Annotated in this window: 25 protein-coding genes and 1 tRNA gene; 19 read left to right on the top strand and 7 right to left on the bottom strand. The window is 69.1% G+C overall.

The window, feature by feature from the left end; all coding sequences use genetic code 11:
• Positions 1 to 5: 5 nt before the first annotated feature.
• Positions 6 to 959, bottom strand: a complete 954-nt coding sequence (locus SLW52_RS02865; RefSeq protein WP_320739474.1) for a MoxR family ATPase — start codon at positions 957 to 959, stop codon at positions 6 to 8.
• Between the two features lie 36 nt (positions 960 to 995).
• On the opposite strand from SLW52_RS02865, the gene SLW52_RS02870 reads away from it, so the two are divergent.
• From SLW52_RS02870 to SLW52_RS02880, 3 genes are read left to right on the top strand one after another with little or no spacing between them, the layout of a single operon-like run.
• Positions 996 to 2,840 carry a glycosyltransferase family 39 protein gene (locus tag SLW52_RS02870; RefSeq protein WP_320739473.1) on the top strand — a complete coding sequence of 615 codons (1,845 nt, stop codon included), beginning with the start codon at positions 996 to 998 and terminating at the stop codon, positions 2,838 to 2,840.
• A 50-nt stretch (positions 2,841 to 2,890) separates the two neighbouring features.
• Positions 2,891 to 3,880, top strand: a complete 990-nt coding sequence (locus SLW52_RS02875) for a glycosyltransferase family 2 protein (RefSeq protein ID WP_017912660.1) — start codon at positions 2,891 to 2,893, stop codon at positions 3,878 to 3,880.
• Positions 3,877 to 5,721, top strand: coding sequence for a glycosyltransferase 87 family protein (locus SLW52_RS02880; protein WP_320739472.1), 1,845 nt, complete (start codon positions 3,877 to 3,879; stop codon positions 5,719 to 5,721). The genes SLW52_RS02875 and SLW52_RS02880 overlap by 4 nt, the downstream gene beginning before the upstream one ends.
• 1 nt (position 5,722) lies before the next feature.
• On the opposite strand, the gene SLW52_RS02885 is transcribed toward SLW52_RS02880, so the two are convergent.
• Positions 5,723 to 6,295: a Maf family nucleotide pyrophosphatase gene (locus SLW52_RS02885; RefSeq protein WP_295925384.1), complete on the bottom strand. Its 573-nt coding sequence runs from the start codon at positions 6,293 to 6,295 to the stop codon at positions 5,723 to 5,725.
• A gap of 144 nt (positions 6,296 to 6,439) precedes the next feature.
• Between SLW52_RS02885 and SLW52_RS02890 the strand changes: the two genes are divergently transcribed.
• The 14 genes from SLW52_RS02890 (at position 6,440) to tmk (SLW52_RS02955) (ending at position 18,175) form a co-directional block, all read left to right on the top strand.
• A complete protein-coding gene (locus tag SLW52_RS02890) occupies positions 6,440 to 6,949 on the top strand; it encodes a YceD family protein (protein ID WP_010342480.1) in 510 nt (169 codons plus the stop codon).
• Between the two features lie 101 nt (positions 6,950 to 7,050).
• Entirely contained in the window at positions 7,051 to 7,245 is a 195-nt protein-coding gene (gene rpmF / locus SLW52_RS02895) for a 50S ribosomal protein L32 (RefSeq protein WP_010342479.1), read from the top strand.
• 97 nt (positions 7,246 to 7,342) lie between these two features.
• The gene (locus tag SLW52_RS02900) at positions 7,343 to 8,326 is read left to right on the top strand and encodes a beta-ketoacyl-ACP synthase III (protein ID WP_010342478.1); all 984 of its coding nucleotides are present in this window, start codon (positions 7,343 to 7,345) and stop codon (positions 8,324 to 8,326) included.
• Positions 8,327 to 8,882: 556 nt separating this feature from the next.
• Positions 8,883 to 9,827, top strand: a complete 945-nt coding sequence (gene fabD / locus SLW52_RS02905) for an ACP S-malonyltransferase (RefSeq protein WP_152238462.1) — start codon at positions 8,883 to 8,885, stop codon at positions 9,825 to 9,827.
• 91 nt (positions 9,828 to 9,918) lie between these two features.
• A complete protein-coding gene (gene fabG / locus SLW52_RS02910; RefSeq protein WP_010342476.1) occupies positions 9,919 to 10,662 on the top strand; it encodes a 3-oxoacyl-ACP reductase FabG in 744 nt (247 codons plus the stop codon).
• 205 nt (positions 10,663 to 10,867) lie between these two features.
• Positions 10,868 to 11,107 carry an acyl carrier protein gene (gene acpP, locus SLW52_RS02915; RefSeq protein WP_010342475.1) on the top strand — a complete coding sequence of 80 codons (240 nt, stop codon included), beginning with the start codon at positions 10,868 to 10,870 and terminating at the stop codon, positions 11,105 to 11,107.
• A 129-nt stretch (positions 11,108 to 11,236) separates the two neighbouring features.
• The gene (gene fabF / locus SLW52_RS02920) at positions 11,237 to 12,472 is read left to right on the top strand and encodes a beta-ketoacyl-ACP synthase II (protein WP_026144355.1); all 1,236 of its coding nucleotides are present in this window, start codon (positions 11,237 to 11,239) and stop codon (positions 12,470 to 12,472) included.
• A 190-nt stretch (positions 12,473 to 12,662) separates the two neighbouring features.
• Positions 12,663 to 14,012 (top strand): aminodeoxychorismate synthase component I, encoded by a 1,350-nt coding sequence (locus tag SLW52_RS02925; RefSeq protein WP_320739471.1) that lies wholly within the window; start codon positions 12,663 to 12,665, stop codon positions 14,010 to 14,012.
• 74 nt (positions 14,013 to 14,086) lie between these two features.
• Entirely contained in the window at positions 14,087 to 15,148 is a 1,062-nt protein-coding gene (gene mltG, locus SLW52_RS02930) for an endolytic transglycosylase MltG (protein WP_320739469.1), read from the top strand.
• The gene (gene tmk, locus SLW52_RS02935; protein WP_043092923.1) at positions 15,145 to 15,816 is read left to right on the top strand and encodes a dTMP kinase; all 672 of its coding nucleotides are present in this window, start codon (positions 15,145 to 15,147) and stop codon (positions 15,814 to 15,816) included. The genes mltG and tmk (SLW52_RS02935) overlap by 4 nt, the downstream gene beginning before the upstream one ends.
• The gene (locus tag SLW52_RS02940) at positions 15,813 to 16,775 is read left to right on the top strand and encodes a DNA polymerase III subunit delta' (RefSeq protein WP_320739467.1); all 963 of its coding nucleotides are present in this window, start codon (positions 15,813 to 15,815) and stop codon (positions 16,773 to 16,775) included. The genes tmk (SLW52_RS02935) and SLW52_RS02940 overlap by 4 nt, the downstream gene beginning before the upstream one ends.
• A complete protein-coding gene (locus tag SLW52_RS02945) occupies positions 16,772 to 17,125 on the top strand; it encodes a PilZ domain-containing protein (RefSeq protein ID WP_010342469.1) in 354 nt (117 codons plus the stop codon). Before SLW52_RS02940 ends, SLW52_RS02945 begins: the two co-directional genes overlap by 4 nt.
• 87 nt (positions 17,126 to 17,212) lie before the next feature.
• A tRNA-Val gene (locus tag SLW52_RS02950) sits at positions 17,213 to 17,287 on the top strand.
• A 207-nt stretch (positions 17,288 to 17,494) separates the two neighbouring features.
• Entirely contained in the window at positions 17,495 to 18,175 is a 681-nt protein-coding gene (gene tmk, locus SLW52_RS02955; protein ID WP_295908154.1) for a dTMP kinase, read from the top strand.
• 151 nt (positions 18,176 to 18,326) lie between these two features.
• Here tmk (SLW52_RS02955) and SLW52_RS02960 read toward each other — a convergent pair whose 3' ends face one another.
• Complete coding sequence (locus SLW52_RS02960) at positions 18,327 to 18,503, bottom strand: type II toxin-antitoxin system Phd/YefM family antitoxin (protein WP_320744231.1); 177 nt, start codon at positions 18,501 to 18,503, stop codon at positions 18,327 to 18,329.
• Positions 18,504 to 18,670: 167 nt separating this feature from the next.
• Between SLW52_RS02960 and SLW52_RS02965 the strand changes: the two genes are divergently transcribed.
• Together SLW52_RS02965 and SLW52_RS02970 are read left to right on the top strand one after the other, a co-directional pair.
• On the top strand, positions 18,671 to 19,420 hold the full coding sequence (locus SLW52_RS02965; protein ID WP_320739465.1) for a DNA-formamidopyrimidine glycosylase family protein: 750 nt from the start codon (positions 18,671 to 18,673) through the stop codon (positions 19,418 to 19,420).
• Positions 19,421 to 19,623: 203 nt separating this feature from the next.
• Positions 19,624 to 19,908, top strand: coding sequence for a DUF3892 domain-containing protein (locus tag SLW52_RS02970; protein WP_081616499.1), 285 nt, complete (start codon positions 19,624 to 19,626; stop codon positions 19,906 to 19,908).
• A gap of 126 nt (positions 19,909 to 20,034) precedes the next feature.
• On the opposite strand, the gene SLW52_RS02975 is transcribed toward SLW52_RS02970, so the two are convergent.
• Genes SLW52_RS02975 through lexA form a run of 4 tightly spaced genes read right to left on the bottom strand, consistent with a single transcriptional unit; the run spans position 20,035 to position 25,907 of the window.
• Positions 20,035 to 23,247 carry an error-prone DNA polymerase gene (locus tag SLW52_RS02975; RefSeq protein ID WP_320739464.1) on the bottom strand — a complete coding sequence of 1,071 codons (3,213 nt, stop codon included), beginning with the start codon at positions 23,245 to 23,247 and terminating at the stop codon, positions 20,035 to 20,037.
• Positions 23,244 to 24,668: a DNA polymerase Y family protein gene (locus tag SLW52_RS02980; protein WP_295925306.1), complete on the bottom strand. Its 1,425-nt coding sequence runs from the start codon at positions 24,666 to 24,668 to the stop codon at positions 23,244 to 23,246. Before SLW52_RS02980 ends, SLW52_RS02975 begins: the two co-directional genes overlap by 4 nt.
• Positions 24,669 to 24,678: 10 nt before the next feature.
• The gene (gene imuA, locus SLW52_RS02985; protein WP_152239384.1) at positions 24,679 to 25,299 is read right to left on the bottom strand and encodes a translesion DNA synthesis-associated protein ImuA; all 621 of its coding nucleotides are present in this window, start codon (positions 25,297 to 25,299) and stop codon (positions 24,679 to 24,681) included.
• A complete protein-coding gene (lexA, locus tag SLW52_RS02990) occupies positions 25,299 to 25,907 on the bottom strand; it encodes a transcriptional repressor LexA (protein ID WP_152239385.1) in 609 nt (202 codons plus the stop codon). The genes imuA and lexA overlap by 1 nt, the downstream gene beginning before the upstream one ends.
• Positions 25,908 to 25,923 lie beyond the last annotated feature (16 nt).

Consider the following 25,923-nt stretch of genomic DNA (forward strand, 5'->3'; position numbering starts at 1 on the left):
CGGTGTCAGTCCACCGCGACGCTGTGCAGGATCGCCTTGGCCAGGGTCTGGCCGGACGCCGATTCCTGTTCGGCCACCAGGCGATGCTCGGCCACGGCCACGAACAGCGCCTGCACGTCCTCGGGCAGCACGTGGCCGCGGCCGAGCAGCAGCGCATGTGCCTTGGCCGCGCGCAGCAGGGCGATGCCGGCACGCGGCGACAGGCCCACGCGTACGCCGGGATGCTGGCGGCTGCGCGCCAGCAGCGCCTGCACGTAGCCGACCAGCGCCTCGCTGGCGTGGATCTGCTCCACGCCCTGCCGCAGCGTGGCCATGTCGGCCTCGCCGAGCAGTGGCTGCGCCTGTGCGATGAGGTCGCGGCGATCGCTGCCGCTGAGCAGCGCGCGTTCGGCCTCGGCGTTGGGATAGCCCAGCGCCAGGCGCAGCAGGAAGCGGTCCAGTTGCGAGTCGGGCAGCGGGAACGTGCCCGACAGGTCCACCGGGTTCTGCGTGGCGATCACGAAGAACGGCGACGGCAGCGGATGGGTGGTGCCGTCGAGGGTGACCTGCTGTTCGGCCATCGCTTCCAGCAGCGCACTCTGCGTGCGCGGCGGCGCGCGGTTGATCTCGTCGGCGAGCAGCACGTGGGTGAACACCGGGCCGGGATGGAACTGGAACTGGCGCGACTGCGCGTCGTACACCGACACGCCGAGCACATCGGCCGGCAGCAAGTCGGAGGTGAACTGCACGCGCTGGAAGCCCAGTCCCAGGCTCGCGGCCAGCGCATGCGCCAGCGTGGTCTTGCCCAGGCCGGGCAGGTCCTCGATCAGCAGATGTCCGCCGGACAGCAGGGCGACAAACGCCATGCGCACCTGTTGCGGCTTGCCCAGGACCAGCGCATTGACCTGCTGCTGGGCGCGCGTGAGCGCCTCGCGCAACGTATCGGTTAGCATTTCCGGCAAGCGGAGCGGAGTAGGCATCGCAGTCTCGCAACGGTTTCAGGGAGTGTACGGGCAATGCAAGGGGAACAACGTGCACGCAGCGTCTTCATCGTGCTGTGGACGCTCGTCACCGCCGCCAAACTGCTGGTCGCCGCGCGCCTGCCGTTGTTCGTGGACGAGGCATTCTATTGGCAGGAAGGCCAGCATCTGGCGCTGGCCTACTCGGATCTGCCCGGGCTGACCGCGTGGCTGGCGCGGCTGGGCGTGGCGCTCGGCGGCGACCACCTGCTCGCGTTGCGCGCGCCATTCCTGCTGCTGGGTGCGGCCGTGCCGTGGCTGATCGCACGCATCGCCACGCGCTGGTTCGGTGCGGTGGCGGGCTGGCGCGCCGGCAGCCTGGCCTTGCTGATGCCGCTGTCCGGCACCCTGGGCATCCTGGCGCTGCCGGACGTGCCGATGGCGCTGGCGACGATCCTGTGCATCGACGCCACTGCGCGGCTGCTGCGCCAGACCGAGGCGCTGAGCGCGGTGGAGCTGGCGCTGGGCCTGGTCATCGGCGCGCTGAGCCATTACCGCTTCGTCGGCGTGATCGGCGTCGGCGCGATCGCGCTGCTGCTGATCCCGCAGGGCCGGCGCATGCTGCGCGATCCGCAGGTGTGGGTCGCGCTGGCGCTGGGCATGGTCGCCTGGCTGCCGCTGCTGGCCTGGAACGCGGACAACGGCGAAGCCGGTCTCAAGTTCCAGCTGGTCGACCGCCATCCCTGGAGCTTCCAGCCCGCCGGCATCGCCTTCCTGCTGATCCAGTTGCTGCTGGTCACGCCGCTGCTGGCGGTGGCGATGACCAAGGTGGCGCTGATGGCCACGCGCGGCGGCAGCAGCGGCACGCGCGTGCAGTGGCGGTATTTCGGCCTGCTCGGCGGGGTGTCCACGCTGGGCATCTTCCTGCTCGGGTTCTTCACCGACGCCGAGCGGGTCAGCTTCCACTGGCCGCTGCCGGGTTATCTGGCGCTGCTGATCGCCACGCCGGTGATCCTCAACGGCTGGAGCAAGCCGCTGCGCCGCGCCACCTGGCTGCTGGCCGGGCTGGGCCTGGTCGGTGCGTTCGGCTACTACCTGGCGGTGTCGGTGCCGGCGGTGCGCGCGCACACCGCCGGCGACAAGTACTACCCGCGCAACTTCGCCGGCTGGCGGCCGCTGGCCGGCGCGGTGCGGCGCGAACTGGCGAGCATGCCGCCCGGCACCCAGGTGCTGGCGGACAACTTCAAGGTCGGCGCCGAACTCGGCTTCGAACTGCGCGATCCCAACATCCAGGTGCTGCCGCATCCGTTGAACGACAAGCACGGGCGCAGCGCACAGCTGCAGCAGTGGGGTCTGCTCGGCGACGGCCACCGCGACGGTCCGCGGCTGCTGGTGCTCTCGCCCAGCGACATGAAGTACCGGCTGCTGCTGCAGCGCTACCACGCGGTGTGCGACCTGCTCGGCCCGCTGCCGCCGCCGCGGGTGGTGTCCAGCGATCACGGCAGCCAGCGCTTCCTGCTGTTCGCGCTGCCGGCGCAGCGTGCGACCGGCCCCTGCACCACGCCGGCAATGGCCTGGTTCAACACCCCCGACGTGGATGCCAGCGTCGGCCGCCGCTTCGACGTGTCCGGCTGGGCGTTCAAGGACGGCGTGGGAATCGACCGGGTCGAGGTGCTGCTCGACGGCAAGGTCGCGGCGCAGGCGCACTATGGCGACGTCTACGACGTGACCAGGTTCTGGAAGATCTCCACCGATCCGAACCATCCGAACATCGGCTTCCGCGCCACCGTCGATGCCGGCGGCCTGGCACCGGGCACGCACTGGCTGGGCCTGCGCCTGCACGGCCGCGACGGCAGCGTCGAGGATTGGTGGGAACAACCGATCGTGCTGCGCCCGCACTGAGCTAGGATGGCGCGCCTTTCCACGCTGCCGCGCAGGACCGCACGCCGCCCATGTCCAGTTTCCCCTCCGATCGCCCCGCGGCCGCGCCGCGGATCGCGGTGTTGGTGCCCTGCCACAACGAGGCGGCCACCATCGGCCGGGTCGTGGCCGATTTCGCCACGCATCTGCCGGGCGCGCAGGTCCATGTGTTCGACAACAATTCCAGCGACGCCACCATCGCCCGTGCGCGTGCGGCCGGCGCGGTAGTGCGCGAGGTCGCGCTGCAGGGCAAGGGCAACGTGGTGCGGCGCCTGTTCGCCGACATCGAGGCCGACGTCTACGTGCTGGTCGACGGCGACGCGACCTACGACGCGGCGATGGCGCCGGCGCTGGTCGAGCGGCTGCTGCGCGACGGACTGGACATGGTGGTCGGCGCGCGCCGCAGCGACGAAGCGGCGGCGTACCGCGCCGGCCATCGCACCGGCAACGTGCTGCTGACCCGCTGCGTGGGCTTCCTGTTCGGGCGCAGCTTCGACGACATGCTGTCCGGCTACCGGGTGTTCTCGCGGCGCTACGTGAAGTCGTTCCCCGCGCATGCCGCCGGCTTCGAGACCGAGACCGAACTGGCGGTGCACGCGCTGCAACTGCGCATGCCGGTGGCGGAAGTCGACACTGCCTACGGCGCGCGTCCGGAAGGATCGCAGAGCAAGCTGCGCACCTGGCACGACGGCACCCGCATCCTGTTGACCATCCTGCGCCTGTTCAAGGCCGAGCGGCCCTTGCTGTTCTTCTCGCTCGGCTTCGGCGCCTGCGTGCTGCTGGCGCTGGCGCTGGCGGTGCCGCTGTTGCTGACCTATGCGCAGACCGGCCTGGTGCCGCGGTTTCCCACCGCGATCCTGTGTTCGGCGCTGGTGTTGCTGGGTGTGCTGCTGCTGGCCTGCGGGCTGATCCTGGACACGGTCACGCGCGGCCGCATCGAGGCCAAGCGCCTGGCTTACCTGGCGATCCCGGCCTGGCCGGCGGCGGACGCGCAGGGTGCGCATCATGGTGACGGCGCATGAGCACCACTGCTGCTGCGGCGCTGCCGCGCCTGACGCGCCGCCAGCGCCTGCTGGCCGCGCTGGATCGCCGCTTCGCCTTCCACAGCCGCGGCAACGTGATCGCGGCGGGTGTGGCGGTCGCGCTTTTGGGTGGGCTGCTGTCGCTGTGGCTGGGTCAGGACGCCAACTGGGACCTGCGCAACTACCACCTGTACAACGGCTACGCCGTCCTGCACGGCCGCCTCGGCATCGACCTGGCGCCGGCGCAGATGCAGAGCTACTTCAATCCGCTGCTGGACGTGTTGCATTACGCGCTGTTCGTTGGCCTGCCTGCGCCGCTGGCCGGGTTCGCGATGGGCGTGCTGCACGCACTGGCGTTCCTGCTGCTGGCCGGCATCGTCTGGCAGGTGCTGGACCCGCGGCTGGACCGCGCGCGGCTGGTGCCGTGGCTGGCGCTGGCCGGGCTGTGCAGCGCCGCGTTCCTGTCCGAGTTCGCCGGCACCATGGGCGACAACACCAGCGCGCTGCCGGTGCTGGGCGCGTTGCTTGCCGCGCTGCACGCGCAACGTCGCCAGCAGGTCGCGGGGCAGGGCGTGGCGCTGGGCTGGTGGGCGCTGGCCGGCGCCCTGCTCGGGCTGGCGATGGCCTGCAAGCTGACCAACGCCCTGTTCGCGCTGGCCCTGGGCGTGGCCGCGCTGGTCGCCGGCGGTCGCCCGCGGCAACGGATCGGCGGCGCCGCAGTGCTGACTACGGTGACGGTGCTCAGTTTCGCGCTGCTGGCCGGGCCGTGGCTGCTGCGGGTGTGGCAGACCTTCGGCAATCCGCTGTTCCCGCAGTTCAACAGCCATTTCCTGGCGCCGCTGGCGCAGCCGGTGGCGGTCAGCGACACGCGCTGGTTGCCGAAGACGCTGTGGGAGTGGCTGACCTGGCCGCTGCAGTTCTCGCTGGCGCCGAACCGGGTCAGCGAGGTGCGCCTGCGGCAACTGGTATGGCCGCTGCTGTATCTGCTGGGCCTGGTCGCGCTGCTGCGCTGGATGCTGCGGCGTTTGCGCGGCTCCGCGCCGGCGGAGGTGGTCGCGCCGGCGTGGCGCGCGGTGCTGGTGTTCGTGGTGGTCGCCTTCCTCGCCTGGCAGGCGGCCTTCAGCATCCAGCGCTACCTGGTGGTGCCGGAGTTGCTGGCGCCGTTGCTGCTGTGGGTGGGGCTGCGGCGGCTGCTGCCGGCGCGCATCGCTGCCCCGGCGGCGCGCTGGACCCTGATCGCCTGTGCGGCCTTTGCGCTGTACGGCTGGGGCGAGTGGGGGCACGAGCGCTGGGCGCGCGAGGCGTTCCGGGTGCAGGCGCCGCCGATGCCGCAACCCGAGCACAGCCTGGTGCTGCTGGTCGGCGATGCGCCGGAGTCCTGGCGCATTCCGTTCCTGCCCGCGCAGGCAGCCTACGCGTCGGTCGCCTCCAATTTCCCGGAAACGCCGGCCTACGCCGCGCGGATCCGCGAGATGCTGGCGGCGCGCGGGCAGGGCTATGCGCTGTTGCCGGCGGAAGTGGATCGCAATGTCGAGCGCCTGCAGCGGCTCAATGCCGTGGCCGCGCGCCTGGGCCTGGATCGCGGCCCCGACTGTGCGCTGATGCGGCGGCTGGCGCGGCGCCCGGTGCGCGCCGGTGTGGAGGTGGATGCCGGTCGTTGTCGCTGGGTGCAGCTGCCGGAACGGGCCGTGGATGTCGCCGCCGCGGATCGCCAGACCCAGGCGCTGGCGGCGCAGCAACTGGCGCGCTACGGCCTGGCGCTGCAGCCGGGGTCCTGTCAGATCTACCAATCCTGGGTCGGGCAGGCGCGCTTCCCGTACCAGTGGTGCCGGCTGCAGTGAGCTAGGGCAGCACGAAGCCGGCCTCGCGCAGCAACTCGGACAGCGCGATCAACGGCAGGCCGATCAGCGCGGTCGGATCCTGGGTCTGGATCGCGCGGAACAGGCTGATGCCCAGGCCTTCGCACTTGAAGCTGCCGGCGCAGTCCAGCGGCTGTTCGGCGGCGACGTAGCGGGTGATGGCCTCGGCCTGCAGGTCGCGGAACTGCACTTCGGTGAGGTCGCAGGCGTGCAGGGTGCGTGTGCCGCGCTGCAGGCAGACCGCGGTGTGGAAGCGCACGCTGCGCCCGGACATGGCCGCCAACTGCGCGTGTGCCGCGGCGACATTGCCGGGCTTGCCCAGCGGCTGGCCGTCCAGTTCGGCGACCTGGTCCGAGCCGATCACCCAGGCCTCCCCGGCAGTGGCCGCGACCGCCGCCGCCTTGGCCGCCGCCAGCCGCTGCGCCAGCGCCAGCGGCGCTTCGCCGGGCAGCGGGGTCTCGTCGACCTGCGGGCGGGCGCACTCGAAGGGCAGGCGCAGCCGCTGCAGCAGTTCGCGGCGGTAGGCGGAAGTGGAAGCCAGGATCAGCGCGGGCATCGGCGGAAGGGCGGGCGGCGGCAGGCCGGGGCCGGCAGTCTGCGGCGGCTGGCGCGGACCGGCAAGGCGGTTCGGTGCCGGGCTGCCAGCGGCCCAGGGGGCGGTTTGACAGCGGCCCCGGCAGTCCTTAACATTCTGCGGCTTATGTCCGCGAACGTGCCCGAACTGTTGGATGCCTGGCGGATGGTCGCAGCGCGCAGGGTCTTCGAAGACCGCCTGCCGCTCTCGGCGATGACCCGTCTGCAAGGCAGCCTGGCCGACACCGAAGGCGAATGCCGCTACACGCTGGAATTCGGCCGCGACGCTGTACTGCAAGTGTCCTATGTCGAACTGAAGATCGAAACCGAGCTGCCGCTGATCTGTCAGCGCAGCCTGCAGCGCTTCCTGCTGCCGGTGTCGAGCGTGCAGCGGCTGGGGCTGATCCGCAGCGAGGAAGAAGAAGCCGCGCTGCCGCCGGATCACGAGGCCTTGCTGGTGCCGGAAGACGGCATGCTGCGGCCGGCCGATCTGGTCGAGGACGAGCTGGTGCTGGCGGTGCCGTTGGTGCCGGTGGCGCCCGGAAGCGAGGCGGTCGATCGCGACTGGCCGGCGACCGAGGAAGAAACGAGCAAGGTCAACCCGTTCGCGGCGTTGGCGGCGCTGAAGAAACAGTAGCGGTCGGTCCGCCTGCCGCTGCCTGAGGTTGTTGCCGGACGCGCGCGTCCTGCGCGACGTAATGACGACAGATGTAAACGAACCGAGTTTGGAGCAATCCCATGGCTGTGCAGAAATCCCGTGTCACCCCGTCCCGCCGCGGCCAGCGCCGTTCGCACGACGCCCTCAGCGCCAAGCAGCTGTCGACCGATCCGACCAGCGGCGAGATCCACCTGCGCCACCACGTCACCGCCGACGGTTACTACCGTGGCAAGAAGGTGATCGCCACCAAGACCGCGCAGGTCGAAGAAGATTGATCCGTGCCCGTCCACCGCGCTGCGGTGGATGGAGTCACCCATCTTCACAGGCCGCGCCGCATCGGGGCGGCCTGCGTAACAGGCAACAGGAACCAGCATGAGCAAGCGGATCTATTCCAGGATCGCGGGCACCGGCAGCTATTTGCCTGAAAAAGTGTTGACCAACGACGATCTGTCGCACATGGTCGACACCAGCGACGAATGGATCCGCAGCCGTACCGGCATCCGCGAGCGGCACATCGCCGCCCCCGGCCAGACCGCCGGCGACCTGGGCTACGAGGCCGCGCTGAAGGCCATCGAAGCCGCAGGCATCGATGCCGCCGAACTCGACATGATCGTGGTCGGCACCACCACGCCGGATCTGATCTTCCCGTCCACCGCCTGCCTGATCCAGGCCCGCCTCGGCGTGGTCGGTTGCCCGGCGCTGGACGTCAACGCCGCCTGTTCCGGCTTCGTCTACGCGCTCAGCGTGGCCGACAAGTTCATCCGCAGCGGCGACGCCAAGACCGTGCTGGTCATCGGCACCGAAACCCTCAGCCGCATCGTCGATTGGACCGAGCGCACCACCTGCGTGCTGTTCGGCGACGGTGCCGGCGCGGTGGTCCTGCGCGCCGACGAAGACACGGGCATCCTCAGCACCCATCTGCATGCCGACGGCAGCAAGAAGGAGCTGCTGTGGAATCCGGTCGGCATCGCCACCGGGCTGGGCGACGGCACCGGCGATCCGGCCGCCGGCGGCATCCAGATGAAGGGCAGCGAGGTGTTCAAGTACGCGGTCAAGGCGCTGGACGCCGTGGTCGACGAGACCCTCGAGGCCAACGGCCTGGACAAGCACGACCTGGACTGGCTGATCCCGCACCAGGCCAACCTGCGCATCATCGAGGCCACCGCCAAGCGCCTGGAGCTGCCGATGGAGCAGGTGGTGGTGACGGTGGATATCCACGGCAACACCTCCTCCGCCTCGGTGCCGATGGCGCTGGACGTGGCGGTGCGTTCGGGCCGCGTGCAGCGCGGCCAGTTGCTGCTGCTGGAAGCCTTCGGCGGCGGCTTCACCTGGGGCTCGGCGCTGCTGCGCTACTGAGCCTGTTTCCGCGCACGGCGCCGTTGGCGGCGTCGTGGCGCGCGATCGCGATCCGATGCCGGGTGCCGTGCGTCGTCGCCACGACGCGCGGCAATGCGCTCGCCGAACCCAATTCTCATCACGCCAGCGCGTCCGGCGCGTGCATCGCGGTGCGTGGTCGCGCGCGGCTTGTGCCGCGATGCGTCCGCGCCTGCCTTCCTTTCGCGACATCACGTCGTACGCGAAAAGCGCGATTCGCCCAGCGTGTTCGCCTGTAGCTGTGCGCTTTTGGCGTTGTCGCCTGGGCGTCCAGCCGCGCCCATCGGACATGCCCCTCGTTCCGCCTCTCCGCAGTGACGCGCTGCCAGCACCCTTGCCCGCGCGCACGATCGCAACGCCTTGCGCTGGCGTGCGTCCCGCGCTTCACGTGTGCTGTCGGCCTGGCACCGGGCGCCGCCGAGCGAGGCACGATCGGCGGCACGCGATGGGCCGGCCGTCATTTCACATACGCCCGGGTACAGACGCCCGGCCGGTTTCGCCCGTATCATCGCCGCTCGATTTTCGCAGGGCCAACCGCGTGACCGATTCCACACTCGCCTTCGTCTTCCCCGGCCAGGGTTCGCAATCGCTGGGCATGCTGGCCGAACTGGCCGAATTGCATCCGCAGCTGCGCGACAGCTTCGCCGAAGCCTCCGACGGCGCCGGCGTGGACCTGTGGGCGCTGAGCCAGGGCGGCCCGGAAGAGATGCTCAACCGCACCGAGTACACCCAGCCGGCGCTGCTGGCCGCCAGCGTGGCGCTGTGGCGGCTGTGGCTGGCCGAGGGTGGGGCGCGTCCGGCGCAGCTGGCCGGGCACAGCCTGGGCGAATACAGCGCGCTGGTCGCCGCCGGCGCCCTGTCGCTGCACGACGGCGCGCACCTGGTGCGGCTGCGCGGGCAACTGATGCAGGACGCTGCGCCGGCCGGCGTGGGCGCCATGGCCGCCGTGCTCGGCGCCGAGGACGCGCTGGTCGAAGAGGTCTGCGCGCAGGCCGCGGGCAGCCAGGTGGTGGTGCCGGCCAACTACAACTCGCCGGGGCAGGTGGTGATCGGCGGCGATGCCGCGGCGGTCGACCGCGCCCTGGCGCTGCTGGCCGAGCGCGGCGTGCGCAAGGCGGTGAAGCTGGCGGTCAGCGTGCCGTCGCACACCCCGCTGATGCGCGAGGCGGCCAACCGCCTGGCCGAAGCGATGCGCGGGCTGGCCTGGCAGGCGCCGCAGCTGCCGGTGGTGCAGAACGCCGATGCGCAGGTGCACGAGGGCGTCGAGGCGATCCGCCAGGCGTTGGTCGAGCAGTTGTATCTGCCGGTGCGCTGGACCGGCTGCGTGCAGGCGCTGGCCGCCGGCGGCGCCACCCGCCTGGCCGAGTGCGGCCCGGGCAAGGTGCTGACCGGGCTGGTCAAGCGCATCGACAAGTCGCTCGACGGCCGCGCCCTGGGCACGCCCGCCGAGTTCGCCGGCGCGCGCGAGGCCTGGGCCTCCTGATCGCCGGTCGCCGCGCGGTGCGCCGTTCGCCCGCGCTGGTTTCCTTCCTTTCCCCCGGCGCCATGCGCCGTCCGTCTCCAAGGAAACGCAGATGAGCAAGCCATTGCAGGGCGAGATCGCGCTGGTCACCGGTGCCAGCCGCGGCATCGGTGCCGCCATCGCCGACGAACTGGCCGCGCAGGGCGCCACCGTCATCGGCACCGCCACCTCCGACGCCGGCGCGCAAGCGATCGGCGCGCGCCTGGCCGCCCACGGCGGCCACGGCCGTGCGCTGGACGTCACCGACGGCGCCGCGGTCGACGCGCTGATCGAGGCGATCGCCAAGGAATTCGGCCCGGTCTCGATCCTGGTCAACAACGCCGGCATCACCCGCGACAACCTGCTGATGCGGATGAAGGACGACGACTGGCAGGCGATCATCGACACCAACCTGACCAGCGTGTTCCGCACCTCCAAGGCGGTGCTGCGCGGCATGATGAAGGCGCGCAAGGGCCGCATCGTCAACATCGCCTCGGTGGTCGGCGTGACCGGCAATCCGGGCCAGGCCAACTACGCCGCGGCCAAGGCCGGCATCATCGCCTTTTCCAAGTCGATGGCCAAGGAAATCGGCTCGCGCGGCATCACCGTCAACGTGGTCGCGCCGGGCTTCATCGACACCGACATGACCAAGGCGCTGCCGGAAGCGCAGCGCACCGCGCTGCTGGAGCAGATCGCGCTCGGCCAGCTCGGCCAGCCGTCCGACATCGCCAACGCGGTGGCGTTCCTGGCCGGGCCCGGCGCCGGCTACATCACCGGCGAAACCCTGCACGTGAACGGCGGGATGTACATGCCGTGAGCCTGCGGCGCAACGGACGCGCCTAAGTGGCTGATCGGCCGGCATTTGTGCAGTGCTGCAAGGGCCAGTCGGTTTCCACTACACTACCCAACGCGGCCATCGCAGCCCGATGGCGTTTTGTGAGTCCCTCACAGGAGCACCGCACATCCGTGTGCGGGGATCCTAAAACTCGAACCACCACTACTCCATCTGGAGCGATATCCCAATGAGCACCATCGAAGAACGCGTCAAGAAAATCGTCGTCGAACAGCTCGGCGTCAAGGAAGAAGAAGTCACCAACAACGCATCGTTCGTCGATGACCTGGGTGCCGACTCGCTGGACACCGTCGAGTTGGTGATGGCCCTGGAAGAAGAGTTCGAGTGCGAGATCCCGGACGAAGAAGCCGAGAAGATCACCTCGGTGCAGCAGGCCATCGACTACGTCAAGGCGCACGTCAAGAGCTGATGCTGCGTTCGCGATCGCCATCGGCGCCTGCGTGGGCCCGATGCGCGTGACAATCCCATGGGGCCGCGCATGCGGCCCTGTGTTTTTACAGCGTCAAGGCCGCGCGTATCGCGGTGAGGAGATTTCGCAATGAGCCGTCGTGTCGTCGTAACCGGCATGGGCCTGGTGTCGCCGTTGGGCAATGACCTGGCCAGCAGTTGGGAAGGGATCGTCAACGGACGCTCCGGCATCGGCCCGATCACCCAGATCGATGCGTCTCAGTTCACCACCAAGATCGCCGGCGAGATCAAGGATTTCGATCCGACCAAGTTCATCTCGTCCAAGGACGCGCGCAAGATGGACTCGTTCATCCATTACGGCGTCGGTGCCTCGTTCATGGCGCTGGACGATTCCGGCCTGGAGATCACCGAGGCCAATGCCGAGCGCATCGGCGCGATCCTCGGCTCCGGCATCGGCGGCCTGCTCGGCATCGAGGAGCAGACCATCAAATTCCACGAGGGCGGCGCGCGCAAGATCTCGCCGTTCTACGTGCCCAGCACCATCATCAACATGCTGCCGGGCCAGGTGAGCCTGATCAAAGGGTTGAAGGGGCCGACCTTCTCCGCGGTCTCGGCCTGCGCCACCTCCAACCATTCCATCGGCACCGCGATGCGCATGATCCAGCACGGCGACGCCGACGTGATGCTGGCCGGCGGCGCCGAGCGCGGCTCCTCGCCGACCTCGGTGGGCGGCTTCTGCTCGATGAAGGCGATGTCCACCCGCAACGACGATCCCGCCGCCGCCTCGCGCCCGTGGGACAAGGAGCGCGACGGCTTCGTGCTCGGCGACGGCGCCGGCGTGCTGGTGCTGGAAGAGTACGAACACGCCAAGGCGCGCGGCGCGCGCATCTACGCCGAGCTGGTCGGTTTCGGCGCCAGCTCCGACGCCTTCCACATGACCGCCCCGAGCGAGGACGGCGAAGGCGCCGCGCGCAGCATGGTGGCGGCGATGAAGGACGCCAAGCTCAATCCGGACCAGATCCACTACCTCAACGCGCACGGCACCTCCACGCCGCTGGGCGACCTGGCCGAGACCCTGGCGATGAAGCGTGCGCTGGGCGATCACGCCTACAAGACCATGGTCAGCTCCACCAAGTCGATGACCGGCCACCTGCTCGGCGCCGCCGGCGGTGCCGAAGCGATCTTCTCGGTGATGGCGATCCATGCCGGCATCATCCCGCCGACCATCAACCTGCACGAGCCGGGCGAAGGCTGCGATCTGGACTACGTGCCGAACGTGGCGCGCGAGAAGCAGATCGACGTGGCGATGTCCAATGGGTTCGGCTTCGGTGGGACCAACGGGACGTTGGTGTTCAAGCGGGTCTGAGGGCCGGGATTCGGGAATAGGGAATAGGGAATCGGGAATCGTCACAGCCGGCGCCTCACTCCCGTCGCGCGCGTCCATCTATCGAGTGGCGCGCGTGAGGTCCGCGCGCGTTGCTGCGGTCTCGCTTGGAGCTTGTCTGGCGACGCCTCCCGTTCCCTGACGTTTCTTTCATTCTTCCAGCGGATCTTCGATGCTGCGTACCGTTCCCTTGCCGGCCGAGGTCGATCTGCTGGCGCTGCATCGCCTGGCACCGCAGCGGTATCCGGTGTTGCTGGAATCGGCGGCGTCGGGCACGGCGCAGGGGCGCTGGGATCTGTTGCTGGTCGCCGACGGGCAGGGCCTGCGGCTGGATCGCGATGGCGTGACCCGCGCGCTGGATGGTGCGGCGGTCGCCGGCGATTTCCTCGATGCGCTGGACGCGCACTGGCAGGCCGAACGCTGCGAACGCGACGAGCCGCGCTGGCCGTTCCGTGGCGGCTGGGCGCTGCTGCTGGACTACGAACTGGCCGCGCAGGTGGAGCCGGTGCTGCAACTGCCGCCCTCCGCTGCGGCCACGCCTGCGGCGCTGGCCTTGCGCTGTCCCGCCGCGCTGCTGCGCGATCACGTCACCGGCGACTGCGTGGCGCTGGCCGAGCCCGCGCATGCAGCGCTGCTGGACGCCGTGCTCGCCGATCTGCAGGCGCTGCCCGCGGCCGCACCGGCGCCGGCGTGGCAGGCGCCGCTGGCGATCGAGGAAGACCCGCCACAGCGCTTCGTCGACGGCGTGCGCCGCATCCTCGACTACCTGCGTGCCGGCGACGTGTTCCAGGTCAATCTGTCGCGGCGCTGGTCGGCGCGCTTCGCCGCGCCGCTGGCGCCGGCGGCGCTGTACGCGCAACTGCGCCGCTCCAATCCCGCACCGTTCGCCGGCCTGTTCGTCGGCCACGGCCGCGCCGTGGTCAGTTCCTCGCCGGAACGGCTGGTGTCGGTGCGCGGCGACGTGGTCGAGACCCGGCCGATCGCCGGCACCCGCGCACGCGCGCCGGGCGACGACGAGGCCGCGCGCATCCGCGAACTGGTCGGGCACCCCAAGGAGCGCGCCGAGCACGTGATGCTGATCGACCTGGAGCGCAACGACCTGGGGCGGATCTGCGCGCCGGGCAGCGTCGAGGTCGACGAGCTGATGACCGTGGAGAGCTACGCCCACGTGCACCACATCGTCAGCAACGTGCGCGGCCGGCTGCGTGCGGGCACCACCCCCGGCGAGACGATCCGCGCCACCTTCCCGGGCGGCACCATCACCGGCTGCCCCAAGGTGCGCTGCATGCAGATCATCGCCGAGCTCGAGCAGACCCCGCGCGGCGCCTACACCGGCGCGTTCGGCTGGCTCAACCGCGACGGCGACATGGACCTGAACATCCTCATCCGCACCGCCGAGGTGGACGGCGCGCAGGTGCAGTTCCGTACCGGCGCCGGCATCGTGTTCGACTCCGACCCGGAGCGCGAACTCGACGAGACCCGGGCCAAGGCGCGCGGCCTGCTGCGTGCGCTGGAGCCATGAGCGGGGCCGCGCGATACCGGGCCATGCCGGCCGCGCGGTATCCTGCACGCCATTGAATTCGCTCCGAGGTGGTCGTGGCTTGGGCTAAACGCGGGTGTCTGACCCTGCTGGGAACATTGCTGGTGCTGGCGCTGCTGGTGGCCGCGGCCGGCGCCTGGTGGTGGCACAGCTATCGCGCCTTCGCCGAGCAACCGCTGCAGGCGTCCCAGCCCAGCGTGGAAGTGGCGCGCGGCGCCTCGCTCAACGGCGTGCTGCGCAAGCTGCGCGCCGCCGGCGTGACCCAGGGCAGCGACCTGCAGTGGCAGCTGCTGGCGCGCGAGCTGGGCGTGGCCGGCAAACTCAAGTTCGGCGAATACGCACTGCAGCCGGCACTGAGCCCGCGCGAGCTGCTGCTGCGCATGCGCAAGGGCCAGGTGATCCAGTACCGCTTCACCATCGTCGAAGGCTGGAACGTGCGCCAACTGCGCAGCGCCTTGAACGCGGCCACGCCGCTGGTGCACACCACCACCGACCTCAGCGACAGCGAACTGATGGCCAAGCTCGGCCAGCCCGGCCAACACCCGGAAGGCCGCTTCCTGCCCGAGACCTACCTCTACCAGCGCAGCGACACCGATCTGCAACTGCTGCGTCGCGCGCATGCGGCGATGGACAAGGCCCTGGCCGAGGCCTGGGACGCGCGCGCCAAGGATCTGCCGCTGCAGTCGCCGGAGCAGGCGCTGATCCTGGCCTCGATCGTGGAGAAGGAAACCGGCCTGGCCGCCGAGCGCCCGCAGATCGCCGGCGTGTTCGTGCGCCGCCTGCAACTGGGCATGAAACTGCAGACCGACCCGACCGTGATCTACGGCATCGGCAGCGCCTACGACGGCAACATCCGCAAGCGCGACCTGGAGACCGATACGCCGTACAACACCTACACCCGCACTGGCCTGACCCCGACCCCGATCGCCATGCCCGGACGCGAGGCGCTGCGTGCCGCCACCAACCCGGCGCCGGGCGACAGCCTGTACTTCGTGGCCATCGGCGACGGCAGCGGTGCGCACGCGTTCTCCTCCAGCTATGCCGAGCACAACGCGGCGGTGGCGCGCTACCTGCAGCGCCTGCGCCAGGCGCGCAACGGCGCGGCGGTGACGCCATGAGCGAGGCCGTGCTGCGTCACCATCGCTTCGTCAGCCTGGAAGGCGGCGAGGGCGCCGGCAAGACCACCGCGATCAACGCGATCCGCGATGCGTTGCAGGCGCAGGGCCACGAAGTGGTGCTGACCCGCGAACCGGGCGGTACGCCGCTGGCCGAGCGCATCCGCGCGCTGCTGCTGGACAAGACCCCCGGCGAGGTCGCCGAGCCGCTGGCCGCCGAGACCGAACTGCTGCTGGTGTTCGCCGCGCGCGCGCAGCACGTGCGCGAGGTGATCCGCCCGGCGCTGCAGCGCGGCGCTTACGTGGTCAGCGACCGCTTCACCGATTCCAGCTACGCCTACCAGGGCGAAGGCCGCGGCCTGGATCGCGCCTGGATCGTCGACCTGGAGCGGCGCGCGGTCGGCCTGCAGCCGGGCCTGACCCTGCTGCTGGACCTGGACGTGCAGATCGGCCGCGCCCGCACCAGCGGCCGCGATCTGTGGCCGGACCGGATCGAGAGCGAGCAGGACGATTTCTTCCAGCGCGTGCGTGCCGGCTTCCGTCAGCGCGCCGCGCAGGATCCGCAGCGCTTCCGCGTCATCGACGCCAGCCAGCCGCCGCAGGCGGTCGCCCAGGCAGTCGCTGCCGCGCTGGCGGCGTGGGTGCAGCAGCAACAGGAGCCGACGCCATGAGCGACGTGCCGTTCGCGCCCTGGCAGCAGCGCGCCTACGACCAGACCGTGGCCGCGCTCGACGCCGGCCGCCTCGGCCACGGCCTGCTGATCTGCGGGCCGGAAGGCCTGGGCAAGCGTGCGGTGGCGCTGAAGCTGGCCGCGCACGTGCTGGGCCAGGGCGAACCGGCCGCGAACGTGCGCAGCGCGCAACTGATCGCCGCCGGCACCCATCCGGACCTGCACCTGATCTCGTTCATCCCCAACCGCACCGGCGACAAGCTGCGCACGGAGATCGTCATCGAGCAGGTGCGCGAGATCTCGCAGAAGCTGGCGTTGACCCCGCAGTACGGCGTGGCCCAGGTGGTGGTGGTGGACCCGGCCGACGCGATCAATCGCGCCGCCTGCAACGCCCTGCTGAAGACGCTGGAAGAGCCGCAGCCCGGCCGCTATCTGTGGCTGATCAGCGCGCAGCCGGCGCGCCTGCCGGCGACCATCCGCAGCCGCTGCCAGCGCCTGGAATTCAAGCTGCCGCCGGCCGACGAAGCGATCGCCTGGCTGCTGGCGCAGGACTTTCCCGAGAAGACCGCACGCGAAGCGCTGGATGCCGCGCGTGGCCATCCCGGCCTGGCCGCGCAGTGGCTGCGCGAGGACGGATTGAAGCTGCGCCGGCAGGTGGCCGCGGACCTGGAACAGGTCGCCGCCGGCAAGCTCGGCGCGCTGGACGCCGCGCAGCGCTGGAGCGGCGACGCGCTGGCCGAGCAGCGCCTGGGCCATGCCGCCGACCTGGCGCTTGCCCAGGCGTCGCAGGCCGGCTTGACCGACCCGGCGCGATTGCACAAGCTGGCCGCGTGGTTCGACGCCGCCAATCGCACACGCGATCTGCTGCGGACCACCGTGCGCGCCGACCTGGCGATCGCGGAACTGTTGCTGGCCTGGCGCGATGGCGATCGCCCGGCCCGGAGAGGGGCACAACGATGAGCGCGATGAGCGGACGCCAGGGCATCCTGTCGCTGGCGGTGAAGGACAAGGCGGCGCTGTACAACGCCTACATGCCGTTCGTGAAGAACGGCGGCATCTTCGTGCCCACCCCCAAGCGCTACTTCCTCGGCGACGAAGTGTTCCTGCTGCTGACGCTGCCCGATTCCAGCGAGCGCCTGCCGGTGGCCGGCAAGGTGATCTGGGTGACCCCCGTCGGCGCCCAGGGCAACCGCGCCGCCGGCATCGGCGTGCAGCTGCCGGACAACAGCGAAGGCGAGACCATCCGCACCAAGATCGAGACCCAATTGGCCGGCATCCTCAACGCCGACAAGCCCACCCAGACCATGTAGCGCCGCTGCGGCGACGTGGCGCTATGGACTTCGACAGGACCCATTGACGCCGCGCGCCACAGCCCTATAATGTGCGGCTCGCGACACGGGCGGTTAGCTCAGCGGTAGAGCATTGCCTTCACACGGCAAGGGTCGCAGGTTCGAACCCTGCACCGCCCACCACGGATTTGATTGTCATGAAAAAGCCGGCCTCGTGCTGGCTTTTTTGTTTTTGCAACTTTGGCGCCGGCTGCTCAATGGCCTGTTTAGGGTGTTTGGTGAAGCTGAAGAGGCTGATGTTAGAAGCCTTTCAGGCCAGTGCCGACGTGCCTCCCTTCCTGCCGCTTGCCACTCTGTGTGGCTGGCCCTGATTCCGCTAAAGTACCCACCATGACGAAAGACACCATCCCCGGGGGGCTGCTGATCGCCATCGAGGGTATCGATGGGGCAGGCAAGTCCACGCTCGCTCGAAGCCTTGCCGCAGCTCTTGAGGCAAACGGTGCGGTGGTTAATCTGAGCAAGGAGCCAACCACCGGCCCTTGGGGAATGAAGCTGCGAGATTCAGCTGTTGTGGGTAGGCTGAGCCCGGCGCAGGAGGTGGAGTACCTGCTTTTGGATCGCCAGCAACATGTGCATGAACTCATTGCGCCAGCGCTGGAGCGTGGCGAGATTGTCATCTTAGACAGATATTTTCCGTCGATGATCGCATATCAAGGGGCTGCCGGTTTGCCCGTAGATGAGCTCCTTCAGGCGAATAGCTTTGCACCTCGCCCGAATCTGCTGCTGTTGTTGGACTTGGATCCGCTAGTCGGCTTGCAGCGAATTCGCGCGCGCGGAGATGCTCCTAATCATTTTGAAACTCCTGATAATCTCGAGAAATGCCGAGCAATCTTTTTGGCGTTAGCAGACTCTCGCATGCGGCGTATCGATGCCAGTAAAGATGCAGAGGCTGTTCTGCTTGATGCACGTGCATATGTGGCTTGGGCTATAGGTGAACGATTGGCTGCCGCTGGCATGACAGTTGAGAATGTAGAGAAAATGGGAAGACTTAATGCTGATGCATTTCTTTGATTGGTAGAGGGCGATCCTTAAATCTCGCACTAATTATTTGATTGTCGTGTGGTGATGTGTCTTGGGTTTGGCTTCTTGGGTGTTTTTAATAATTTAATATTTTTGATCGACTTCCTCAAGTTGATTAATTGAATTTAGCAGGCGAAGCGCATTATTTGGGTTGCGAAGTAGAGGCGGTTTCCTCCATCGCTTTGTAGTCCTCCAGTGATAGCATGACTACGGCTTTCTTGTGGCCACGCGTAATGGCCACTGCCTCGTGGTTATTGACCACACGGTCCATAATGTCCTCTAGAGAAGAACGTGTAGCACTGTAGGTGATTGTGTCCATGCTGTGCTCGGAGTTGTACAAGAATTTGTACGCTCATTAGGAGGCTTATCAATGGAAGTTATCAAACTACACTGTTGGTGACTGGCGATCTTCGGTCGAGCGGCTAGTGCTGTAGTTGGGTGCGTTAGGCTCACAGCCCGCTCACGGCATCGCTCGATACTGCACGCATGCCCGAAGGTCCCCCGATCGTCATCCTGAAGGAAGAAGCCGCTGCGTTCGCCGGGCGCAAGGTGCTGCGGGTGTCCGGCAACAGCAAGCTGGATCTGGAGCGGATGCGAGGGCGCAAGATCCTGTCGCTGCGCAGTTGGGGCAAGCATTTCCTGATCGAGTTCGATGCGTTCAGTGTGCGCATCCATTTCCTGCTGTTCGGCAGCTACCGGATCAATGCACGCAAGGACGCGTCGGCGCGTTTGAGCCTGAGTTTCGCCAAGGGCGAGGAACTGAATTTCTACGCGTGTTCGATCAAGTTCATCGACGGTCCGCTGGAGGCGGCCTACGACTGGACCGCGGACGTGATGAATCCCGATTGGGATGCGGCGCAGGCGCGGCGCAAGTTGCGGCTGCGGCCGCATGCGCTCGCCGCCGATGCCTTGCTGGATCAGGATGTGTTCGCCGGCGTCGGCAACATCATCAAGAACGAGGTGCTGCACCGCATCCGTGTGCATCCCGAGAGCGAGATCGGGGCGTTGCCGCCGCGCAAGTTGGGCGAGCTGGTGACGCAGGCGCGCGAGTACAGTTTCGATTTCTATCGCTGGAAGAAAGCCTACGAGCTGAAGAAGCACTACCAGGTGCACACCAAGACGGTCTGTCCGCGCGACGGTCATTTGCTCACTTATCGCAAGCAACTCGGCAAGGCGCAGCGGCGCGCGTTCTTCTGCGAGCACTGCCAAAAGCGACACGGGCTTGGGCTTGTCTAGGGGACGTTCTGACTACATGTCGATTAGCCCTTATCAGGTTGATGCATAGAGCTAAAAAGCTGGATATGGCCCAGCTTTGAGAGCTTGTTTACACCTCAATCTTGGTTTCCCTCAGTCTTACGCCTAAAATGTGAATTGCGTCGCACTTTGTGTATGCTTGGCTTCGACCGGGGGCGGTCCCCGGCGTACCAAGGAGAGGACACATGGCAAGTCGCCATAAGATTGGTTGCATCAACAAAGATGACAGGCAGGATAAGTACAACCGCATTACGCACGTTGGCGGAGTAAACCCCGATGGCGCAAGATGGAAGCTGACCCTTGACGAAGCCATCAATGGTATTGAATCGGGGAAGTGGTCTTTCTATACGCACGTCGGAGGCCATGAAAGGCGGGTGATCGTGGCCTCCAGAAACGGCAGGAAGTACCTTCGAACCGAGGCGGACAGCGACACGCCCGACAATTTGTTGAGTCTGCCTGAGTGCCCCTGATGCTGTATCTGGTGCCGACTACTTGTCGGCACCTCAGGAAGATTTTCTACGATTTCTATGGTGCTTGAGATTTTCGCAATCGCGAGATCCTCATGCAGAAATCATCTGGAAAACAAGCTGCTGGCCTCAATGAAAATCCCGGCTGCGGATATCCAGGCCGAGCAGCATGGGCGTCAGGTCTTCAAGGTGGGCGGCGATCAGGTGGCGGACATTGCCTTCGGTCTCGACGCGACCGCGTACCAGCAGCAGCCGGGACTCGAGCAGGGCTTGGCGCTGGCGGTCGGCCAGGCGTCGCCACACCACCACGTTGACCAGGCCGTGCTCGTCTTCGAGGGTGACGAAGGTGACGCCGCTGGCGGTCTGCGGGCGTTGGCGCATGGTCACCAGACCGGCGATGGCGACGGCGCTGGCATGCGGCAACGCGCGCAGTTCGCCGGAATGGCGGTAGCGGCGCGCGCGCAGCTGCGCACGCAGCAGGGTCAGCGGGTGCTTGCCAAGGGTGGTGCCGAGCGTCGCGTAGTCGGCGCGGATGTCTTCGCCCTGGCTGGGCAGCGGAAGCGCGACCTGCTGTTCGGGCGTCGCTGCGAGCGCTTCGAACAGCGGGCGCTGCGCCTCGACGCCGGCCACGGCCCAGCGTGCGCGATGGCGATGGCCGGCCAGCGCTTTCAACGCCCCGGCGTCGGCGAGCGCGGCGCGGGCCTTGTCGTCGAGTGCAGCGCGGTGGCACAGGTCGGCGAGGTCGTGGAATGGGGCGTGCGCGCGCGCCTGCTGCAGGCGCAGGGCGGCGTCCTCGGCCAGGCCGCGGACCAGGCGCAGGCCCAGGCGGATCGCCGGCTGCACCTGCGCGTCGGGACTATGCGCTTCCAGGCTGCAATCCCAGTCGCTGTAGCGCACGTCCACCGGTCGCACCTGCAGGCCGTGGCGACGCGCGTCCTGCAGCAACTGATCTGGGCTGTAGAAGCCCATCGGCCAACTGTTGATCAGCGCGCAGGTGAACGCGGCCGGTTCGTGGCACTTGAGCCAGCAACTGGCGTAGGTGAGCAGGGCGAAGCTGGCGGCGTGGCTTTCGGGAAACCCGTAGCTGCCGAAGCCCTTGATCTGTTCGAAGATGCGTCCGGCGAATTCGGCGGTGTAGTTCCTCTCCAGCATGCCCTGCAACAACTTGTCGCGATGCGGTTCCAGCCCGCCGTGGCGTTTCCAGGCCGCCATCGAACGGCGCAACTGATCGGCCTGGCCCGGCGTGTAGCCGGCGGCGACCACCGCCAGTTGCATCACCTGTTCCTGGAACAGCGGTACGCCGAGCGTGCGCTTGAACACCTCGCGCAACTCGTCTGGCAGATCGTCGGTGGCCTCCTCGCCGCTGCGCCGGCGCAGATACGGATGCACCATGCCGCCCTGGATCGGGCCGGGGCGCACGATCGCCACCTGGATGACCAGGTCGTAGAACTCTTTCGGCTGCAGCCGCGGCAGCATCGCCATCTGCGCGCGCGATTCGATCTGGAACACGCCGATGGTGTCGGCGCGCTGGATCATCGCGTAGGTCTCAGGGTCTTCGGCGGGAATAGTGGCGAGCGTGTAGTCGCGGCCGCGGTGCGCGCGCAGCAGGTCCAGGGTGCGGCGTAGCGCGCTGAGCATGCCCAGCGCGAGCACGTCGACCTTCATCAGCCCGACCAGTTCCAGGTCGTCCTTGTCCCACTGGATCACCGTGCGCTCGGCCATGGTCGCGTTCTCCACCGGCACCAGGGTGTGCAGCGCATGCTCGGAGATGACGAAGCCGCCGGGATGCTGCGACAGGTGCCGCGGGAAGCCGATCAGTTGGCCGGCGAGCACCAGCAGCCGGCGCATCACCGGCGTGTCCGGGTCGAAGCCGCGTTCGCGCAGCAGTTCCTGTGCCGACTCCACCGGATCGCGCTGGCCCAGTGCGGAAGACAGTGCATCGACGGTGTCGCTGGGCAGGCCCAGTGCGCGCGCCACGTCGCGCACCGCGCTGCGCGTGTGGTAGCTGATCGCCACCGCGGCCAGTGCGGCGCGCTCGCGGCCGTAGTGGCGGAAGATGTACTGGATCACTTCCTCGCGGCGCTCGTGCTCGAAATCGATGTCGATGTCCGGCCGCTCCTTGCGTTCCTCGGAGATGAAACGCTCGAACAGCATGCCGATGCGGTCCGGATCGATCGCGGTGATGCCCAGTGCGTAGCACACCGCCGAGTTCGCCGCCGAGCCGCGACCCTGGCACAGGATGTCCTTGGAGCGCGCGAAGCGCACCAGGTCGTAGACGGTGAGGAAGTAGGACTCGTACTTCAGCCGCTCGATCACGCCGAGTTCGTGTTCGATCAGGCGCCGTGCCTTGTCCGGCACGCCGTGCGGCCAGCGCTGCGCCGCGCCGCGTTCGGTGAGGATGCGCAGCCATTGCGTGGGCGTGTGCCCGGGCGGCACAAGTTCGTGCGGGTATTCGTACTGCAGTTGGCCGAGGTCGAATGTGCAGCGCTGCGCGATGCGCGCGGTTTCGGCCAGCAGTTCCGGCGGATACAGCGTCGCCAGCGTGGCGCGCGGGCGCAGGTGGCGTTCGCCGTTGGGATACAGGTGGGCGCCGGCTTCGTGCAGCGGCAGGCGCTGGCGGATTGCGGTCAAGGTGTCCTGCAGCGCGCGGCGGCCGCGTGCGTGCATGTGCACGTCGCCGCTGGCCACGGCCGGTAGCTGCAGCGCATGTGCCAACTGCAGCCGCGCCTGCAGCAGCGCGGCATCGTCGGGGCCGCGCAGCAGTTCCACTGCCAGCCAGAGCCGCTGCGGGAAGCGCGCCTGCAGCCAGGCGCCGTCCGCCGCGTCGTCGCCGTCGCCGCGCGGCAGCCACAGGCACAGCAGGCCGGCGCCGTCGTCCGCGCTGGCCAGATCCTCGCGCAGCGCGCGATAGGTACCTTTGTCGGCGCGGCGCCGGGCCAGGGTGATCAGCCGGCACAGACGCTGGTAGCCGTGCAGGGTCTCGGCCAGCAGCGCCAGCTTGGGGCCGTGCTCGAACTGGATCTCGCTGCCGACGATGAGGTGCAGGCCCATGTCCCGGGCCGCCTGCCAGGCACGCACGATGCCGGCCAGGCTGCATTCGTCGGTGATCGCCAGGGCGCGGTAGCCGTGGTGCAGCGCGCGTTCGCACAGTTCCCAGGGGTGCGAGGCGCCGCGCTGGAAGCTGAAGTTGGACAGGCAATGCAGTTCGGCGTAGTCGGGCAGGGTGGAGTCCGCTGGCGTGCGCGGCACGTTGGCGGCGGGTGCGCTGGTTGGCGCAGGGGCCGGCGTCGGCAGCAGCCGCAGGCGCGGCGGCATGCGTGGATGCGGCGGGGTGTGGCTCATGCGAACCAGCCGTGCAGCATCAGTGCGTCCGGCGCGTCGGCCGGGGCGAAGGCCCAGGCGCGCTGGCCCTGGCGGGTGCGCACCACGTAGTAATCGCGGCGCACGTCGCCGTCATCCCACCAGCCGCTCTCGATGCGTTCCGGCCCGGCCAGGCGCTCGGGCGCGCGTTCGCGCAGCGGCACTGGCCGCGCCAGCAGCCAGCCGGGCCGTGGCGGCGCGTTGGCGGCGGGTGTGGCCGTGCTGCGCGCCGTGCTGGATTCGGCGCGCCAGGCCAGTTCCGGGCGATGGTCGGCGTGCGCGCGCAGGCCGTGCACGGCGTCGTCGCCCAGGCGCGCGCGCAGGCGTTCGCGCAGTTGTTCCCACGGCAGCGCCTGCTGCGCGCGTTCGTCGAACAGTTCGCGCGCGGCTGGCACGAACGGCGGCAGTTCGTCGGCACACAGGCGTAGTGCCTGCACCGATGCCGGCACGCTGGCCTGCTGCAGGCGCCCGCGCGCCAGTTCGAACAGCATCGCCGCATCGCGCTCGGCGGCGAGCAGGCCCACCGGCACCACGCTCGGTTCCAGATCTTCGTGTTCCAGCAGCAGGCGGAAGCGCTGCACGCCGCCGTCGCGTCCGGCCAGGAACGCGGCCAGGTCCTGGGTCAGGCGACGCAGCGGGAACAGCAGCGCCTGGTTGGATTCGGTGGCATAGCCCAGTTCCACGCGCGCATCGAAGCGGTCCGGCGGCAGGTAGTACTGCAGCGGCAGCGGCGCCTGCCCGCGCAACGCGTCCAGGTGCTGCAGCAGGGCCGGCGGATAGCGCCGCGCCAGCGCGGTGCGCGGCAGTGCGAACAGCTGCTGCAGGCGGCGCAGGCCCATCCGCGCGAAGCCCTCGGCCAGGGCCGGCGACAACCCGGCGCGGGCGATCGGCAACTGCCCCAGCGCGCGCTGCAGCGCGGCGTTGTCGAGCAGGGCGATGCCGTCGTGCGCATTGACCAGCGCGCGCGCGGCCAGCGGGTGCGGCGCGACCACGATGCGGTGGCGGAAGCCCAGCGCAGTCAGTTCCTCGCGCAGCCGTGCCTCGAAGCGCGGCCAGGGCCCGAACAGGCCGAGGCTGGCCTCGATCTCCAGTAGCAGCGCGCCGGGGTAGTCGGTGCTGACCAGCGAACTGAAGCGGTACGCCCACGCCGCAAGGAACTGCTGGCTGCGGCGGCTTTCTTCGGCATCGTGCAGGGCGGTGGCGAAGCGATCGCACAGGGCCTGCGCGGTGACCAGCGATTGTCCGGGGCGCAGGCCGCGGGCGCGCGCGGCGGCGTTGACCGCCTTCAGCGTGCGCCGCTGCGGCGGACCGTCGAGCAGCGCCAGCGGTTCGTCCGGTGATGGCCAGCGGCGCAGGACGGTGTCCAGCGCCAGTTGCGGCAACAGGATGCAGGCCCAGCGCACGGCAGCGGCCTCACCCGGTCGCCAGGGCGGACAGCGCGATCGGCTGCGCCGGCGGCAGCCCGCCGCGGCACTTGAGCACGCGCAGTTGCGCCGGCGCGGCGTCGATGGCGATGCGCAGCGCGGCCGGCGACGGATTGGCGGCGGCCTTCAGCGGCCGGTAGGCGAAGCCCAGGGTGCGCCCGGTCTCGGCGGCCACCTGCAGCCGGCGCAGGGTCTTGTCGCCGGCCAGCCCCGGCCAGCACAGCACCGCCGCGCAACTGCCGGCGCGCAGGCACTGTTCGGCGGCCCAGGCCGCGTCGGCGCCGGCACGGACGATCTGCACCTGCGCCAGCGCCACGCCGGCCTGGGCCCAGGCAGCGGGGTAGGGCAGGTACGGCGGATCGACCAGCACGATGCGGCCGCCGCCCTGCGACAGCCGCGCCAGCGTCGGCCACAGCAGCTGCAGTTCGCCGATGCCGTCGGCGGCGTGCAGCAGTTCGGTCAGCGCCATCTCCGGCCAGCCGCGCGCGGGCAGCACCGCGTCCAGCGCGGCGTGCCCGGTGGGCTGCGCGCTGGGCGGCAGCGCCGTCGGCTGGCCGCGCCAGACCCGGCGTTCGGCCAGCAGGCGGTCGAGGGGGACGACGGCGGCCATCAGCCGGGCCGGATCAGGCCGCAGTAATGCCCTTCGATGGCGAAGTCCTGCCCGGGAGCGACCACGATCGGCGCATAGGCGGGATTGCGCGGCAGCAGCGCGATGCCGTTGCCATCGGCGCGGTAGCGCTTGATGGTGAGCTCGCCGTCCAGCCTTGCCACCACGATCTGGCCGTTGTGCGCATCGGCGGCGCGGCGCACCCCGACCAGGTCGCCGTCGAGGATGCCGTCGTCGATCATCGAATCGCCCTGCACCCGCAGCAGGTAGTCCGGGCGCAGCGCGAACACCGCGCGGTCCAGGCGCAACTGCTGGTCCAGGCCGATGTCGGCACCGATCGGCGCGCCGGCGGCGACCCGACCCAGCACCGGCAGTTGCAGCAGTTCGCTGCGCGCGCCGGCCTGCGCCGGGCGCAGGCTGCGCGCCTGCTGCGGCACCTGCTCCAGCAGTCCGGCCTCGACCAGCGCCTGCACATGCTTGCGCGCGGCATTGCGCGAGGCGAAGCCGAAGCGTTCGGCGATCTCGGCCAGGCTCGGCGGCCGCCCGTCCTGCTCGGCGCAGGCGTGGACGTAGGCGAGGATGGCGGCGCGCTGCGGGGACAGGGTGGTCATGGTGTACATTTGTACA

Source organism: Xanthomonas sp. LF02-5 (assembly GCF_034105325.1).
Lineage (GTDB): Bacteria > Pseudomonadota > Gammaproteobacteria > Xanthomonadales > Xanthomonadaceae > Xanthomonas_A > Xanthomonas_A sontii.